General features: G+C 69.2%; 17 protein-coding genes. 7 read left to right on the top strand and 10 right to left on the bottom strand.

Going from position 1 to position 16056, the window contains the following annotated elements; translation table 11 throughout:
• The first annotated feature begins 212 nt into the window (after positions 1-212).
• Both C1C97_RS08130 and C1C97_RS08125 read left to right on the top strand, forming a co-directional pair.
• A complete protein-coding gene (locus tag C1C97_RS08130) occupies positions 213-989 on the top strand; it encodes a hypothetical protein (RefSeq protein ID WP_199712215.1) in 777 nt (258 codons plus the stop codon).
• Between the two features lie 30 nt (positions 990-1019).
• Positions 1020-1667 (top strand): class F sortase, encoded by a 648-nt coding sequence (locus C1C97_RS08125; RefSeq protein WP_110919227.1) that lies wholly within the window; start codon positions 1020-1022, stop codon positions 1665-1667.
• A gap of 192 nt (positions 1668-1859) precedes the next feature.
• Here the strand turns inward: C1C97_RS08125 and dnaB are convergent, their stop codons facing one another.
• From dnaB to C1C97_RS08075, 10 genes are all read right to left on the bottom strand, one after another.
• The gene (gene dnaB / locus C1C97_RS08120; protein WP_233542859.1) at positions 1860-3167 is read right to left on the bottom strand and encodes a replicative DNA helicase; all 1308 of its coding nucleotides are present in this window, start codon (positions 3165-3167) and stop codon (positions 1860-1862) included.
• Positions 3168-3418: 251 nt separating this feature from the next.
• A complete protein-coding gene (locus C1C97_RS08115) occupies positions 3419-3730 on the bottom strand; it encodes a hypothetical protein (protein WP_110919215.1) in 312 nt (103 codons plus the stop codon).
• Between the two features lie 193 nt (positions 3731-3923).
• Positions 3924-4373 (bottom strand): 50S ribosomal protein L9, encoded by a 450-nt coding sequence (gene rplI / locus C1C97_RS08110; protein ID WP_110919214.1) that lies wholly within the window; start codon positions 4371-4373, stop codon positions 3924-3926.
• Between the two features lie 20 nt (positions 4374-4393).
• Positions 4394-4630, bottom strand: a complete 237-nt coding sequence (gene rpsR / locus C1C97_RS08105) for a 30S ribosomal protein S18 (RefSeq protein WP_055084974.1) — start codon at positions 4628-4630, stop codon at positions 4394-4396.
• A 66-nt stretch (positions 4631-4696) separates the two neighbouring features.
• Entirely contained in the window at positions 4697-5335 is a 639-nt protein-coding gene (locus C1C97_RS08100; protein WP_110919213.1) for a single-stranded DNA-binding protein, read from the bottom strand.
• 124 nt (positions 5336-5459) lie between these two features.
• A complete protein-coding gene (rpsF, locus tag C1C97_RS08095; RefSeq protein WP_012399407.1) occupies positions 5460-5765 on the bottom strand; it encodes a 30S ribosomal protein S6 in 306 nt (101 codons plus the stop codon).
• A gap of 129 nt (positions 5766-5894) precedes the next feature.
• Positions 5895-6314, bottom strand: coding sequence for a TM2 domain-containing protein (locus tag C1C97_RS08090; RefSeq protein ID WP_121031109.1), 420 nt, complete (start codon positions 6312-6314; stop codon positions 5895-5897).
• A 49-nt stretch (positions 6315-6363) separates the two neighbouring features.
• Positions 6364-7464, bottom strand: coding sequence for a hypothetical protein (locus C1C97_RS08085; RefSeq protein ID WP_233542827.1), 1101 nt, complete (start codon positions 7462-7464; stop codon positions 6364-6366).
• 84 nt (positions 7465-7548) lie between these two features.
• Positions 7549-8808 (bottom strand): glycosyltransferase 87 family protein, encoded by a 1260-nt coding sequence (locus tag C1C97_RS08080; RefSeq protein WP_110919210.1) that lies wholly within the window; start codon positions 8806-8808, stop codon positions 7549-7551.
• Between the two features lie 164 nt (positions 8809-8972).
• Positions 8973-10397 (bottom strand): CCA tRNA nucleotidyltransferase, encoded by a 1425-nt coding sequence (locus C1C97_RS08075; protein WP_233542826.1) that lies wholly within the window; start codon positions 10395-10397, stop codon positions 8973-8975.
• A gap of 99 nt (positions 10398-10496) precedes the next feature.
• On the opposite strand from C1C97_RS08075, the gene C1C97_RS08070 reads away from it, so the two are divergent.
• The 5 genes from C1C97_RS08070 (at position 10497) to trxA (ending at position 16040) form a co-directional block, all read left to right on the top strand.
• Positions 10497-10997, top strand: coding sequence for an NUDIX hydrolase (locus C1C97_RS08070; protein ID WP_121031103.1), 501 nt, complete (start codon positions 10497-10499; stop codon positions 10995-10997).
• A gap of 66 nt (positions 10998-11063) precedes the next feature.
• Positions 11064-12719: a murein biosynthesis integral membrane protein MurJ gene (murJ, locus tag C1C97_RS08065; protein WP_121031101.1), complete on the top strand. Its 1656-nt coding sequence runs from the start codon at positions 11064-11066 to the stop codon at positions 12717-12719.
• A 66-nt stretch (positions 12720-12785) separates the two neighbouring features.
• Positions 12786-14411, top strand: coding sequence for a hypothetical protein (locus C1C97_RS08060; RefSeq protein ID WP_121031099.1), 1626 nt, complete (start codon positions 12786-12788; stop codon positions 14409-14411).
• Between the two features lie 182 nt (positions 14412-14593).
• Positions 14594-15625 carry a thioredoxin-disulfide reductase gene (gene trxB / locus C1C97_RS08055; protein WP_110919205.1) on the top strand — a complete coding sequence of 344 codons (1032 nt, stop codon included), beginning with the start codon at positions 14594-14596 and terminating at the stop codon, positions 15623-15625.
• 79 nt (positions 15626-15704) lie between these two features.
• A complete protein-coding gene (gene trxA / locus C1C97_RS08050; protein ID WP_110919204.1) occupies positions 15705-16040 on the top strand; it encodes a thioredoxin in 336 nt (111 codons plus the stop codon).
• Positions 16041-16056: the final 16 nt, after the last annotated feature.

Here is a 16056-nt window from a genome sequence, read left to right as displayed (position 1 = left end):
GCCCGGCGGGGACGCGGCGACCACGTGCCCGTTCCAGCACCCCGGCCGGTGGATCGCGGACCCTCCCACCTCCGTTCCCGGTGCCGCCGGCCCGCACCCCGAACCGGGGCACCGAAAAAACTTTCGGGACGAAACCCGTCCGCCATCGCCCCGGCGCCGAACTCCCCATGTACACAACGCAATGTGTGCCCCTGCAACGTAAGGAAATGATCATGAAGACCAAGATGCGTTTGCTTGCTGTTCCCGCTCTGGCCGTGGGCGCCCTCGCCCTGCAGGTCGGGCCCGCCCTGGCCCACGACGCCGACACGTGGTCCACCCAGACCACGCTGAACTCCATGAACAACTCGGGCACCACCGGCACCGCCTCCGTGAACGTGCACGGCAACCAGGCCACGGTGGACGTCAAGGTGGACGGCGCCGCGGAGACGTTCAAGGACGGGCCGTTCCCCCACGCCCAGCACATCCACATCGCGGCACAGGGCGTGTGCCCGCCTCCCTCGGCGGATGCTGACGGGGACGGCATCATGAGCACCACCGAAGGGCACCCGTACTACGGCATGATCGGCACGTCGCTCACCACCAAGGGCGACACCAGTGCGGACTCGGCCCTTGCCGTGGACCGTTTCCCGGGTGGCAGCTCCTACACCTACGAGCGGACCCTCCAGCTGACCCCGGAGACCGCCCAGTCGCTCAAGAACGGCACCGCCGTGGTGGTCGTCCACGGGGTGGATCCCACCAAGCTGCCGGCCGCATCCGCCATGAAGCCCTCCGACCTGGACCCGAAGCTGCCGCAGGCGGCCACGGCCCCGGCAGCCTGCGGCACCCTCGGTGCCTCGCAGATGGCCGCCATGCCCAAGGGTGGTGCGGACACCGGCGCACCGGTGTCCTCCCACTCCGATGTCGCGGCTGAAATCGGTGTCGCCGGCGCCGCGGCCGCAGTTCTGGTGGGCTCGGGTGTCGTGATGATGCGCCGCCGGAGCCAGAAGTAGCATCAGCGGTCCGCCATCGTGGAGCTCATCATGACGACGAGATCTCGACGCGACCATTGGGCGCGGCTGCTGGCCGGCCCAATGGTCGCGGTGGCCTTGCTGACCAGCGGATGCGCCTCCGACACCGCGTCCACACAGGCCACCACGGCCCCAGGCCCCGCCACTGCCCCGACGACGCCTCCCGCGTCCCCGAAGGCGCTGCGCAAGCCCGAGGTCATGGCGCGCTCGGAACCTGTCTCCCTGGACATCGCTGCCACGGGCACGCACTCGCGGCTGCTGTCCCTGGGTCTCAAGCCGGACGGTTCGCTCGAGGTGCCGCCCACGGCCCCCGGTGCTCCGGCCGGCTGGTACGACGGCTCCCCCACGCCCGGGGAACGCGGACCCGCGGTTCTCATGGGTCACGTCAACGCCACCGACGGCGGTGCGGGGGTTTTCGCCGACATCAAGAGTCTGCACTCCGGTGACACCATCGAAGTCACTCGGCGGGACGCGTCCGCAGCGGTTTTCGTGGTGCAGCGGGGAGAGTCGTACTCCAAGAACGACTTCCCCAGCCAGACCGTCTACGGCAACACCGACGACGCGCAGCTGCGTCTCATCACCTGCGACGGATATGACCCGGAAACAGGGTTGTTCGCCGACAACTACGTGGTCTACGCCACCCTGCGCCGAGCGCACTGAGTGGTGCGCATCGGGTTTCTGCGCGTCCTGTGCCGCCCCATGTCGGCAGTCCTCTGAGCCCCGGAACGACACGCGGTTGCGACGACGTCTGCCGGCGTGGTCGGCACTCGTCCCGCCGCGCGCCGTGCCTTCGTCGGGGGCAGAAGCGGGAAACGGTGAGCAGCGCCGGGCCGAGTCAGGACGACCGCAGACCTAGAACCCCTCCAGCGCCATGTTCGCGAACCGCGAGTAGTGACCCTGGAACGCCACCACGATCGTCTTGGTGGGGCCGTTGCGGTGCTTCGCCACGATCACGTCCGCCTCGCCGGCGCGCGGGGACTCCTTGTCGTAGACGTCCTCGCGGTGCAGGAGCATGACCATGTCCGCGTCCTGCTCGATCGAGCCCGATTCGCGCAGATCACTCACCTGCGGCTTCTTGTCCTGGCGCTGCTCGGAGCCGCGGTTCAGCTGGGACAGCGCCACCACGGGCACGTCCAGCTCCTTGGCGAGCAGCTTGAGCGCACGCGAGAACTCGGAGACCTCCTGCTGGCGGGACTCCACCTTCTTGCCGGAGCTCATGAGCTGCAGGTAGTCCAGGATCACGAGTTTGAGGTCGTGCTTCTGCTTGAGCCGGCGGCACTTGGCGCGGATCTCCATGAGCGACATGTTGGGGGAGTCGTCGATGAACAAGGGCGCCTCGTTCATCTTGCCCATGATCTGCGCGATCTTGGCCCACTGGTCGTCCTGCAGCGTGCCCGCACGCAGGTCCTGCATGTTGAGGGTGCCCTCCGCGGAGAGCAGGCGCATGGCGATCTCGTTGCGACTCATCTCCAGCGAGAAGATCACCGACGTCAGGCCGTGCTTGATGGACGCCGAACGCGCCACGTCCAGTGCGAGCGTGGATTTGCCCATGGCCGGGCGCGCCGCGATCACGATCATCTGACCGCCCTGGAAGCCGTGGGTGAGGTCGTCCAGCTCGTGGAACCCCGTGGGCACGCCCTGCATGCCGGAGCGGCTGCCGGCGGCCTCGATCTCGTCCACGGTGGCTTCCATGACGTCCTTCAGCGGGACGTAGTCCTCCGCCGTGCGGCGTTCCGCCACCTGGTAGATCTCACCCTGGGCCTCGTTGACGATGTCGTCCACTTCGCCGTCGTGCGCGTAGCCCAGCTGCACGATCTTCGTGCCGGCCTCCACGAGCCGTCGCAGCACGGCGCGCTCCCGCACGATCTCCGCGTAGAACCCGGCGTTCGCCGCGGTGGGCACGGAGGCGATCAGCGAGTGCAGGTAGGCGATGCCGCCGATCCGCTCGATCTCACCGTTCTTGGTGAGCTCGTCCCCCACCGTGATGGCGTCGGCGGGCTCGCCGCGCCCGTACAGGGAGACGACGGCGTCGTAGATGTTCTCGTGCGCCGGCTTGTAGAAGTCCACACCCCGCAGCACCTCCACCACGTCCGCGATGGCGTCCTTGGAGAGCATCATGCCGCCCAGCACCGACTGCTCCGCCTGGTTGTCGTGCGGCATGGTGCGGCCGTAGTCCTCGCGCGGGCCGGACGTGTATTCGGACACCCTCACTCACTTTCTCCACCGGGAAAGCGCTCGCTGCTCGCGGCGCGTCCTCATTGTCGCACCGCATTCCGACCCCCGGAACGCGGTGAGCGGTGGCTGTCCACGGCCTGTGGACAACGGTGTGGAAAGGGTGTGGAACACGCCGCATGCTCGTGTGCACAGCATGTGGAACACCCTGTGGACAACGTGCCGGTGCTGTGGACGGCTCAGCTGAAGAGGGCCAGGAGCAGCAGCCATAGCAGCGGCGAGCACACCACCGCCAGGACCAGCACCAGCACGTACCGCCCCCGCAGCGAGGGGAACGCCACGATGCCGGCGACGCCCAGCACCAGCGCCGTCAGTGAGGTGATCACGCTCAGCACCAGCCCGCCCAGCAGCACGCCCATGGCGGTTTCCGCGCCGAGCGAGTTCCCGCCCAGGAATCCCCCGAAGAAAAAGACCAGGGTGAGGACCACGCTGGCCAGACCCACCCAGAACAGCCTGCGACCCGTGCTCAACCGGCGTGCGCTCATGATCATGGCGGGAATCCTTCCACGGTGTGCTGCGGGGTTTCTGGGGACGGGCATGGCAGAACCCCGTGGATCGCAGGATCCACGGGGTTCTCGCGAACCGCCACACGGGTCCGTCGTCGGTGCTCCCCGGTGCGCCGCGCGGGCGGTGCCGGTGGAAGCACGTTCCCGCACCCGGGGTGCGGGGAACGACGCACGGTGATCAGGCGGGGACGACCTCGAACTCGACGTTCGCGTTGACGTCCTCGTGCAGGTGGACCACGGCCTGGTACACGCCGGTGGTCTTGATGCGCTGGGTCAGGTCCACACGACGCTTGTCGATGGAGCCGAGACCGGCGCTCTCCACCGCGGAGGCGATGTCGCCGGCGCGAACCGTGCCGAACAGACGACCCTCGGCACCGGACTTGACCGGAACGGTCAGCGTGGTGGAGGTGAGCTTGGCGGCGAGAGCCTGGGCGTCCTCGAGGGAGGACAGCTCACGGGTCGCACGAGCCTGCTTGATGGATTCGATCTGCTTCTCGGCGCCACGGCTCCACGGAGTGGCGAAGCCGCGGGGGAACAGGAAGTTACGGGCGTAGCCGTTCTTCACGTCCACCACGTCGCCGGCGGAACCGAGCCCGGAGACTTCCTGGGTCAGGATGATTTTTGCCATGAGTACTCAGTCCTCTCTGATCAGCGGCCGGCGCCGGAGTAGGGCAGCAGTGCCACTTCACGAGCGTTCTTGATCGCCTGGGCGATCTTGCGCTGCTCCTGAACGGACACGCCGGTCACGCGGCGGGCGCGAATCTTGCCGCGATCGGAGATGAACTTGCGCAGAAGGGCGACATCCTTGTAGTCGATCTCGGTGATGTCGGCCGCCTTGAGCGGGTTCTGCTTCGGTTTCGGCTTGCGAATTTCAGCCTTGGCCATCGTGGTGCTCCTTTTCTGGTGCGGAGCCCGCAGGCGGACCTGCGGGATGGGTTGGAATGGTTGTGTTTAGAAGGGAGGCTCGTCCTCGGAGTCAGCACCCCAGTCGTAGTTGCCCCCGGAGGACTGGCCCCACGGGTCACCACCCTGCTGGCGCTGCTGCTGGCCGCCACGGCCGGCCTGGTTCCCGTTGAACCCGCCGCCCTGGTTGCCACCCTGGTTTCCACCGAAGCCACCGCCCTGGGAGTCGTTAAAGCCTCCCTGGCCGCCGCCCTGGTTGAAACCGCCGCCTCCCTGACCGCCGCCGAAGCCCTGGTTCCCGCCGTAGGAGTTTCCTCCGCCGCGCGAGTTCCGGTTGATCTTGGCGGTCGCGTACTTCATGGAGGGGCCGATCTCGTCCACTTCCAGCTCGGTGCTGGTGCGGCGCTCCCCCTCCTTGGTCTCGTACGAGCGTGCCTTCAGCCGACCCTGCACGATCACGCGGGTTCCCTTGGTGAGGGACTCGGCGACGTTCTCGGCGGCCTCACGCCACACCGAGCAGCGCATGAAAAGGGTTTCCTGGTCTTTCCACTCGTTGCTCTGCCGGTCGAAGGCGCGCGGGGTGGACGCAACAGTGAAGTTGGCCACGGCGGCTCCGGACGGCGTGAAGCGCAGTTCGGGGTCTGCGGTCAGATTTCCGATCACTGTGATGACGGTGTCGCCAGCCATGTGAACCTCCGGATGTGTGGACGCTGGATGCGAGACTCAGTGGGGTGAAAGCATCTCACGACGCCGCCCGCTGGGCCCCGGGGAGAGCATGCCGTGTGCAGTCCGGATGGACCGCGCACTCACCTCACTTGCCGTGGATCTTCTGCTCTTCCGGACGGATGATCTTGGTGCGCATCACGGCCTCGTTCAGGCTCAGGACGCGGTCCAGCTCCTTGGCGGTCTGCGGCTCTGCGGTGAAGTTCACCACGGCGTAGATGCCCTCGGACTTCTTCTGGATCTCGTACGCAAGGCGACGACGGCCCCAGATGTCGAGCTTGTCGACGGTGCCGTTCTCCTTGGTGACGACCTCGAGGAACTTCTTGAGGGTCGGCTCGACGGCGCGCTCCTCCACCTCGGGGTTGAGGATGACCATCAATTCGTATTCACGCATGTAAAGAACCCACCTCCTTCGGGCTAAGCGGCTGCGGTCCTTCCGCAGCAGGAGGTTCTGTGCGTTTGTCGGTGCCGGCAGCGAATGACGCACGGCACACAGACTTTCCTACTTTACTACAGCGCAGCCTCAGTAGCCACCCACGCGGCGGGCAAGCCGGGCGTTGAGGGCCGCCACCCGCAGGGGGATCACGAAGAGGTCGATCAGCATGAGGAACCACAGCGGGATCAGGAAGAACCACCCGATGAGGATGCCCACGGTGAGCCAGCCGGTCACCCCCAGGACCAGGTAGAGCAGCCCCTGGAACGGCTGCGCGAGGTAGAACTTGTGGACCCCCAGGTGTCCCAGGAAGAACCACAGCACGTAGGCGAGCAGGGCGGAGCGCCCGCCCACCACGTTGACGTTCACGGGCCCTCCCGCGGGACGGCCCTGACCCCACTGGGGTGCACCGCCCACCGGTCCGAACTGCGGGGCCTGCCCGTAGCCGCGGGACGTCTCCTCGCGCGGCGGCAGCGGTTGCGCCCGGTAGTACTCCGGCTCCTCGGCCATGCCGTACCCCTCTTCTCTCCCCGGCCGCCGTGGTGCGGCCCCTGCAATTCTAGGAGCGGCCGGCCGCCTTCTCACGCTGGGTCAGCGTGGAGCGCAACTGCACGGCGGTGTCCAGCTCCGCGCCCGTGCTCCGGGCCGTCACCTCGATCCCGAACTCTGCCGTGCCCTTTTTCCGCTCCCCCTTCTCGAGCCACGTCACGGTGGCCGTGGCCGGGCGGAAGCGCACGGCGTGGAACACCAGCGGTTCCCGCTCGTCCTGCTCCAGCACCAGGGCGGGGCGGGACCGCAGCTCCCACCGCACGTTGGACACCCCCTCCGGGATCCCGCCCTGCACTGCGGGCGCGGAGGAGCTCGCCGGGGCCGTCCGTGTCGACGACGCGGCCCGCCCCAGTTCTCGCGGCACCGGGCAGTGCGCGGCGTCGAAGTGCAGCACCCGCTCGCACCGTGCCACGGTGCCCCGGATCTCCCGGTCCACCGCCTCCCACATGCGCGGGGACGCGTCGAAGCGCAGGTCCACGGTGGTCGGCCGGGGGTCGGCCAGAGACATGACGGCAGTGGCATGTTCACTGGCCAGCAAGTACGAGTGCTGCGGCAGGGCGACGTCGTACTCCCCTGGGAGGGCCTCGAAACGCCACGCCCGCGCGGGGGCGCCCGCCGTGGTCCCCGCCGCGGAGGTGAGGGATCCGGCGTCGGGTCGGACCGGGACCCCGTTGACGGCCAGGGCGTCCACCGCCGCGGGGAGCCGAACCGTCACGGGTGCGTTGTCCCGCTCGAGCAGCTGCCACGCGTCGTTGAACGGGCCGCGTGAGACGGCGCGCCGCACCGTGTAGTCGCGGCGCACCGTGGAGCCGTCACCCAGGTGGACGTCCGCGCTCACCACGGCGGTGTCCCCCGTCACCCGTGTCCCCACGAACTCGTGGCCCCGCGGGCGGTTCGCCGCCGCGCGGTACAGCGCGTTGGAGGGCAGCTGGGCCAGACCGTGCTCCTGGCGCAGCAGCAGCGGTGCCAGCACCTGACGGGCGCTGCCGCCCTCGAGGTGGTTCAAGTAGGTGTCCACGGGTGCTTCCGGGTCCCGGGCGACCATGAAGTAGTTGGCGGCCGTGGCCCACACCGTCACCACAACGACCACGAACGACAGGATGAACGCCATGGGCCCACGCAGGACGTGCCACGGGGGCGGCTTCAACCGGTCGACGGCACGGGGGTCTCGTGGAGCCATGGGTGCGACGGGTGCCTACTGAACCGCGGAGGCGCCCAGGGCCGCGGCCTTGCGGCCCCGGAACATGTCCACCACCACGGCCACCACCAGGTAGATCAGGAACACGTAGCGCACCACGGCGAGCAGGTCCTGTGCGCTCCAGCCGAACTCCTGGACCCACGGCAGGGTGGGCCACGCCGAGGACGGCAGCACCGCGGTGGCCCAGTACAGCATCTCCACCACCTGCCAGACGGCGAACTCGATCCAGTTGCGGCGGCACAGGATCACCAGCGGCACGAGCCACACCACGTAGCTGAGGGAGTACTCCTTGGCCAGCAGGATGTAGAAGGCCAGCAGCAGGAACGTCACCTGCACGGCGGAGGGCTCCCGTTTGCTGAGCAGCGCCACCAGGAGCACGAAGACCAGGGCCAGCACCATGCTCAGCAGCACGTACTGCCCGCCGTCCCCGCTGCCCAGGGAAACCCCGGTGCGCGGCTCCACGGTGGAGCCCCACACCTTCCACAGGGAGGGCTCGTCCGTGTCGGAGCGCACCATCTCGTTGAACTGCTTCAACCACCGGTCCCACGCGGTAATCATGTACGTGCCGTTGATGACCGCCCACGAGAACACCGCCCACAGCAGCGCGGAGACGATGTCCTTCAGGAACCGGTGGCGGGCCGCGATGATCAGGATGGCCACCAGCACCACCACGGGGAAGAACGCCACGGACGCCCCGAACCCCACCATGATCCCGGCCACCGCCGGGTTCCCCCGGACGTAGCCCTGCAGGGCGAGCACCATGAACAGCACCGCCCACAGGTCCCACGTCTGGAAGCCGACCAGGACGATTACCGGTGCCAGCGCCATGACCAGCGCGTCCGTGCGCCGGCTGCCGCTGAGCGAGGACACCACGGCCACGATCCCCAGCCACACCAGGGCCAGCAGCACCAGGGAGAGGTCCAGGTAGAAGCCCTGGCCCACGTTCAGGCCCACCAGGGAGGAGAGGTTGGAGGCGAACCACCCGATGATCGTGGTGATCATGCCCACCAGGACGGGCTGGTCCCCCGTGGGACCTCCCGTGAAGAATCCACCGGCCACGTCCGTGGAATGCACCCCCAGATCCCCGGAGCCGATCACCGTGGCGCACAGCTGGGGAACCTGTTCGGCCATGTGCCATTCCGGCACCCGGCACGGGATCCGCAGCAGGTAGGCCATCATCACCGTGTAGAGGCCGAGACCCAGCAGCACCAGACCGGCACTGCCTCCGGTTCGGTTGCGCGCACCTTCCAGGCTCATGCGGGGTCTCCTCGGACGTGGGGGCGGTCGGTCACAAGTGTTCCACGGCCGCGCGAATTCCCCGCAGCACGGCGCGGAACCGCAGCGCCCCGGCACACCGTCGCGTCGAGTGCACCGCCCCGGACAACCGGTGCGGGCGGGGGCGACGACGCCGCAGCGCCCGTTCAGGAGGAGAGGATCCCCTTCTCACGGGCCCACGCCAGCAGCCGCTCACGGGCCGCCTCCTCACCCACCGCGCCCTCGTCCAGGCGCAGCTCGAGGAGGAAGGCGTAGGCGCGGCCCACGACGGGCCCGGGGGACACGCCCAGGATCTCCATGATCTGCTGACCGTCCAGCTCCGGACGCACCGCCTCGAGCTGCTCCTGCTCCGCCAGCTGGGCAATGCGCCGCTCGAGCTCGTCGTAGTGTCCCGCCAGCCGGGACGCCTTGCGCCGGTCGCGGGTGGTCACGTCCGAGCGCGTGAGGCGGTGCAGCCGCTCGAGCTCGTCCCCGGCGTCCCGCACGTAGCGGCGCACGGCGGAGTCGGTCCAGTCCGCCTCTCCATATCCGTAGAATCGCATGTGCAGCTCCACCAGGCGGGTGACGCGCTTGACGGTGTCGTTGTCGAAGCGCAGGGCCTTCATGCGCTTGCGGGTGAGCTTGGCGCCCACCACCTCGTGGTGGCGGAAGCTCACCGCCCCCGAGGGCTCGAACCGCCGGGTGGCCGGCTTGCCCACGTCGTGCATGAGTGCTGCGAACCGGAGCACGAAGTCCGGGGCGGGGACGGCGCCGTCGGGCCCGGTCTCCTTCTCTGCCGCCTGTTCCATGACCGTGAGGGAATGCTGGTAGACGTCCTTGTGGTGGTGGGCCTCGTCGGTCTCCAGCTGCAGCGCGGGCACCTCGGGCAGCACGATCCGGGCCAGCCCGGTGTCCACCATGAGCTCCACGCCCCGGCGGGGGTGTGCGCCGCAGATCAGCTTGACCAGTTCCTCGCGCACCCGCTCCGCGGAGACGATCTCGATGCGGGGCGCCATGGCGGTCATGGCCTCCCGCACGGGATCGGCCACGCTCAGCCCCAGCTGGGAGGTGAAGCGCGCGGCCCGCATCATGCGCAGGGGATCGTCCGTGAAGGAGTCCTCCGGGGTTCCGGGCGTGCGCAGGATGCCGGCGTGCAGGTCCTTGATGCCCCCGAAGGGATCCACGAGCTGCAGGTCCGGCAGTCGCAGCGCCATGGCGTTGACCGTGAAGTCGCGGCGCCGCAGGTCCTCGGTGAGGTCGTCCCCGAAGGCCACGGTGGGCTTGCGGGAGTCGGGATCGTACGCCTCGGCGCGGTACGTGGTGACCTCCAGCTGCATGCCCGCCCTGCGCATCCCGATGGTCCCGAAGTCCCGCCCGATCTCCCAGTGCGCGTCCGCCCAGTCGCGGATGACCGCCAGGGTCTCGTCCGGGCTCGCGTCCGTGGTGAAGTCCAGGTCCAGGGCCTCGCGGCCCAGGAGCAGGTCCCGCACCGGGCCGCCCACGAGGGACAGCTCGTGGCCCGCGCGCTCGAATCGGCGGCCCAGCTCGAGCGAAACGGGATGGAGTGAGGAGGTGTCCAGCAGCTGCGTCATGATGCGAGTCATTATCGCATCACCGCCCGCTCACCCCGTGCCCGCGGGGTCCCGGAGGGCATCAGGGAGTGCCGAAGGAATGTGGCTAAGGTAGGTGCCATGGCTTTCCCCGTACCCAGCGCGCCCAAGAGGCGACCGAACCAACCGGTCTCCGCGCTGCCCACGGTGGAAGAGGTCTCGGCAGGCGGGATCGTGGTCAACCTGTCCGATCCCACGCATCCGGTGGCCGTCATCGCCCGGATCAACCGCGGTGGGCGGCTCGAGTGGTGCCTGCCCAAGGGTCATCCCGAGGGCGAGGAGACCAACCAGGAAGCCGCCGTGCGGGAGATCGAGGAGGAAACCGGAATCATGGGCCGTGTGCTCTCCCCACTGGGCAGCATCGACTACTGGTTCACGGTCTCCGGGCACCGCGTGCACAAGACCGTCCACCACTTCCTGCTGGAGGCCACGGGCGGACACCTGACCACGGAGAACGATCCCGATCACGAGGCCGTGGACGTGGCGTGGTCCGGAATCGACGACCTCGGGCGCAAGCTCTCGTTCCCCAACGAACGGCGCATCGCCGACATCGCCCGCGAATACATCATCCACCAGTTGTAGGTGTCCCGTTCGAACCGCCCCCCGCTCGGGAGGCGGTCCCATCCCTCGTGCAGGAGGCCTTGTTCCATGCAGAAGTCCGGGGCGCGCGCCAGCGCCGTCATGGCCTCCGGGACGCTGGTGTCCCGCATCCTGGGTTTCGTCAAGACGTTCCTCATCACGGTGGCCATCGGCTCCGCGGCCACCATGGCGGACGTCTTCCAGCTGGCCAACACGCTGCCCAACCTGATCTACGTGCTGATCGCCGGCGGCGTGTTCAATGCCGTGCTGGTGCCGCAGATCATCAAGGCGTCCAAGGCGGCGGACGAGGGTGCGGACTACATCTCACGGCTGATCACGCTCGCCGTCATCGCGCTGCTCGTGATCACCGGTGCGGTGCTGCTGTGCGTGCGCCCCATCATGAACCTGATGGGGCCCGGGTGGTCCGAGGCCCAGCTGGCCATGGGCACGGCGTTCGCCCTGATCACCTTCCCGCAGATCTTCTTCTACGGCCTCTACACCGTGGTGGGTCAGGTGCTCAACGCCAAGGGCGCGTTCGGCGCGTACATGTGGGCGCCGGTGCTCAACAACGTGGTGGCCATCGCCTCCCTGCTGGTGTTCATCCAGCAGTTCGGCCCGTTTCGGACGCACCGCCACGACCTCGAGAACTGGACCGCGGGGCAGACGTTCTGGCTCGTGACCATGGCCACCGTGGGTGTCGCCGCGCAGGCGTTCATCCTGTTCTGGCCGCTCGCACGCCTGGGGCTGCGCATCCGTCCCCGTTTCGGCTGGCGGGGCATCGGCCTGTCCACCGCGGGGCGCCTGGGTGGCTGGACCCTGGCCACCGGCGTGATCGCGAACCTCGCCTTCATGGCCCTCTACCGCACCGCCGCGATTCCCACCGGCGCCCGGCCCGACGTCGCGCCCGGCCCGGGCGGGCCCCCGCCCATCGCGGGCACGGCCGTCCTGGACCAGGCCACCATGCTCTACGCGCTGCCCCACGGGGTGATCGGGCTGTCCATCGCCACGGTGCTGTTCAACCGCATGGCCGCGGCTGCGGACGAGCGGGACCGTGAGTCCCTCGTGGCGTCCCTCTCCTCTAGCCTGCGGGTCACGGGCGTGGCCACCGTGTTCTGCATGGTCGCGCTGATCGTCTACGCGGGTCCGCTGGGCATGCTGTTCTCCGGTGGTGTCCCCGCGGCCGGTGCCGTGATCGGGCAGGTCATCACGGTCATCGCGATCGGTGCGCCGTTCATGTCCACCGCGTTCATGCTGGGTCGCGCGTTCTACGCCCAGGAGGACGCCCGGACCCCGTTCATGGTGCAGCTGGGGGTGTCCGTGTTCACGGTGCTCGGCGCCGTGGTGATCGCCCGTGCCTTCCCGCCCGAGCACATGGTCTTCGCGGTGGCCGTCTGCTATGCCGTGCAGAACATCCTCGCCACCGTGATCTACCACCACGCGCTCACGCGGCGCATCGGGGACTACGGCCTGAGCCGGGTGGTGGGTGCCCATTCCCGCATCCTGGCCGCGTCGCTGGTCGCCGGTGCGGGCGGCGCCGTGGTGCTGTGGCTGCTGGGCGGATACCGCTCGGACGGGTTCCCGTGGGATGGACAGGTCCCCGCCCTCATCAGCATCGGCATCGGCGGCGTGGCCATGGCCCTGGTCTACGCCGTGGCGCTGAGGCTCTTCAAGGTCGAGGAGTTCACCGGCCTGCTCGCCCCGCTCAGGGCCAAACTCGGCCGCTAGACTGCCCGAAAGATCGTACTCGCGCCCGTGCGACCGTCACGGCGCCCGAAGCAAGAGGGAGCCGCCGTGTCCCAGCCCATCGCGCTCGGAACAGTCCTGGGGGGTCGTTACAAGGTCAGCGCGTCCCTGCTGAGCACCGCGGAGGACGACCACGTGCTCCAGGGTGAGGACCAGATCCTCCGCCGCCGGGTCTCGATCCTCGTGCCCGCCCCGGCTCACGAGCCCGCCGTGGTGGGCAACGCCCGCGCACTCGCCGCCGGCGCCGGGCACAGCGGGTTCCAGGTCCTGGACATGGGGAGGACCGAGGACGCTACCTACCTGGTCACGTCGTACTCCCCCGCCTCGGACCTGCTGGACGCCCTGCTGTTCCGCGGCGACGACTCGGACGACTACTCCCTGTCCGACGACATCTTCGGATCCCCGCGCACGGCCTCCTCGTCCTCCTACCTCTACCAGGAGCCGGAGCCCACGCAGCCACAGCAGCGTGTCTCCTCCCCGGACGCCGAACCGCCGTCCGGGCGGCCCGCCGTAACGCGGTGGAACGCCTCCGACTACGACGACTACGACTCCGCACCCGCGGCACCGTCCGTGCGCAACAGGCTGGGTGTCGCCCGCCGGGTCCGCCCGGGATCCGTCCGTTCCACGATGTTCGACCGTGCGGTCTCCCGCGACGGCGCCGCGGGGGCAACCGCCGCCGGCGCGCTCGACCCCTCCTACGACGGCGACAACCGCTACGAGAGCTACGAGCGCACCGAGGGCAAGCCGGAGCGGCTGGACGAGCGCTCCGCCGGTTCCCGGACCGCCGGTTACGACACCCCGGCCACCCGCCCGGCCGCCGACGACGCCCGGCCCCGTCCCGTGGCCGTGGCCGTGGACGAGGCGACGTCGCCCGACCACACGACCGCCGAGGGATCGGACGCCGCGGCCGTGGCGGAGAGCACGGCAACCGCCGCCATGCCCCCGAACACGGAACCGGAGGCCGCCGCCACCGCGGGTGGGGGCGCCGGAGCGAGCGCCGGAGCAACACGCACCGCCCGGGACTCCCGGCGTTCCCCGTTGCGGTGGCTGCTGCTCCTGCTGCTGGCCGTCCTGCTGATCGCGGCGATCGTGCTGGGTTTCCGCGGACTGGGAACGCTCACGGGACAGTTCGCCCACGAGGGACCCGGCCAGCAGAACGCGGCACCGGGGGACCCGGAAGGCTCCCGTGCGGCGTCGGGCTCCCCGCGCTCCGCGGCGACGCCCGAGGTGGCCTCGGTGACCCGGGTGACACCGGACCCCACCTTCATGGCCGACACCGATGCCACCCTGAACCAGGCCACGGACGGCAACCCGGCCACCTACTGGCTCAGCTACGGCTTCTCGGACGCGCGGTTCGGCAGTCTCACGGACTCCGTGGGGCTGGCGGCGCAGCTCGAGGAACCCGCCACCGTCCAGGAGCTAACCCTCCAGCAGGCCAGCGGGTCCGGCGGGCAGTTCACCGTCTACGTCTCGGACCAGCCGTCCTTCCAGGGCGCGCAGGAGGTGGGCAAGGGCTCCTTCACCGGACCCGAGGTCCGCGTACCGCTCTCGGACGCCGCTCGTTCCACCGCGCACCGCTACGTGCTGGTCAAGTGGACCGAGCTGCCGCAGCTGACCAGCCCCATCGGCGGGTACCCCTTCGGGCTGCGGATCGGAGAGGTGTCGGTGCGCTGAGCGCAGCGGAGCCGGCCGAGGGCGCGGGCCCAGCGTGCGGCGTCGTTCGGGAACCGTCCGAACCCGCGCGCGTGGGGGCGCCCAGGCGGTCCGCACGGGTGGAATATCTGAGAGTGCTCCCCACGTTCTGAGGTGTAGTTGACATCCGCACGTGCGGTGACTCGTGGAAAGGCTTTGTACCAGTGAGCAATCAGTCCGGCATCTTCTCGAATGCCGTGAACCTCAGCGTGACCGGCGCGGCCCAGACCTCCCCCGCTGACGCGGCGGACGCCTCGCAGGACGACGCCGTCCACGACGTCGTCATCGTGGGTTCCGGGCCCGCGGGATACACCGCGGCGATCTACACGGCGCGCGCCAACTTCGCACCCGTGGTGCTGGCGGGGTCCGTGACCGCCGGCGGGGAGCTCATGAACACCACCGAGGTGGAGAACTATCCCGGCTTCGTCGACGGCATCATGGGCCCGGAGCTCATGGAGAACATGCAGCAGCAGGCCGAACGCTTCGGCGCGGACATCCGCTACGAGGACGTGGTCTCCGTGGAGCTCGACGGCGAGATCAAGACCGTGACCGTGGAGGACGGAACCGTGCTGCGCGCCCGCGCGGTGATCATCTCCACCGGCTCCGAGTACCGCAAGCTGGGGCTGCCGGACGAGGAGCGGCTCTCCGGCCACGGCGTCTCGTGGTGTGCCACGTGCGACGGGTTCTTCTTCAAGGACCGCGAGGTGGCCGTGGTGGGCGGCGGTGACTCCGCGATCGAGGAGGCCACGTTCCTCACCAAGTTCGCGGACAAGGTGACCCTCATCCACCGTCGGGACCAGTTCCGCGCCTCGGACATCATGAAGCAGCGCGCCTTCGACGATCCCAAGATCGAGATCCTGTGGAACACCAGGGTTGCCGCCATCCAGGGCGAGGACAAGGTGACCGCGCTGTCCCTGGAGGACACCGTCACCGGTGAGGCCTCCGAACTGCCCGTCGCCGGCGTCTTCGTGGCCATCGGCTCGGACCCCCGGGTGAGCCTCGTGAAGGATCAGCTGGAGCTGACCGTGGACAACACCATCGCGGTGGACGGACGCTCGTCCACCACGTCCCTGCCCGGCGTGTTCGCGGCGGGGGACGTGGTGGATCCCACCTACCGGCAGGCCATTACGGCGGCCGGCTCCGGCTGCGTGGCCGCGGTGGACGTGGAGCACTACCTGGCCGCCCTGGACAGCTGACCCGCCCCTCCACTGCCCCCGCTTGATTCCCCGGCCGCCGAGAACTCCTCCGGGCGGCCCCCGTCGAAAGGAAACCGACATGAGCTCTGCCAAGGACGTCACCGACGCCAACTTCCGGACCGAGGTTCTGGAGAACACCAAGCCCACCATCGTGGACTTCTGGGCGGAGTGGTGCGGTCCCTGCCGCCAGCTCGGCCCCGTGCTGGACGCCATTGCCGCCGAGTACGCGGAGCAGGTGGACGTGGTGAAGGTGAACGTGGACGACAACCCCGCCATCGCCTCCGAGTACGGCATCACGTCCATCCCGGCCGTCTACCTCTTCGCGAACGGCGAGGTGGCCAAGACCTCGATCGGCGCGAAGCCCAAGTCCGCGCTGGAGAAGGAGTTCGGGGAGTACCTCACCCCCTCCGCGTGACGTACACGACCCGGGT

The sequence above is a fragment of the Kocuria tytonis genome (genome assembly GCF_003226895.2).
GTDB classification, from domain to species: domain Bacteria; phylum Actinomycetota; class Actinomycetes; order Actinomycetales; family Micrococcaceae; genus Kocuria; species Kocuria tytonis.
The sequence above is the reverse complement of the archived record's forward strand: the minus strand, read 5'-3'. Positions and strand labels throughout refer to the sequence as shown.